Source organism: Streptomyces sp. Y20 (assembly GCF_043195475.1).
Lineage (GTDB): Bacteria > Actinomycetota > Actinomycetes > Streptomycetales > Streptomycetaceae > Streptomyces.
This window is the reverse complement of record NZ_JBIDDP010000039.1, coordinates 1-478: the sequence shown is the minus strand read 5'-3', so window position 1 is coordinate 478 and position 478 is coordinate 1. Positions and strand designations below refer to the sequence as shown.

Below are 478 nucleotides of genomic sequence, written 5' to 3'. Positions count from 1 at the left end.
ACCCATAGGGTCAAACCCATCACTGCATCCGTTTGGCGATAAAGGTCGTGTAGACGGCCCCGCGCTGATAAAAGGCGTTGTCGAGCACCCGCAGGTGAAAGGGGATGGTCGTCTTGATGCCCTCCAACACCGTTTCGGTCAGCGCCCGCTTCATCCGCGCTATCGCCTCGTCGCGGGTCGGTGCCCAGGCGATGATTTTGGCAACCAAAGAGTCGTAATTCGGCGGTACCCGGTAGCCCGAATAGACGTGCGAGTCGACCCGAATGCCCGGCCCCCCCGGCCAGTGCACGTCGGTGACGGTCCCGGCGGCGGGGCGGAAGTCGTGCTCGGGGTCCTCGGCGTTCACGCGCACCTCGATGGCGTGACCGACGACCTGCACGTCCGCTTGCGTCATCGACAGCCCCTCCCCCGCCGCGACCCGGAACTGCTCGCGCACGAGGTCGAAGCGCGTGACCATCTCGGTGACGGGGTGTTCAAC

1 pseudogene is annotated in these 478 nt (G+C 65.3%); it reads right to left on the bottom strand.

The features are described from left to right. Positions 1 to 19 precede the first annotated feature (19 nt). A pseudogene (locus ACGFT1_RS35740) lies at positions 20 to 478 on the bottom strand (acetyl-CoA carboxylase biotin carboxylase subunit); the annotation flags it as partial.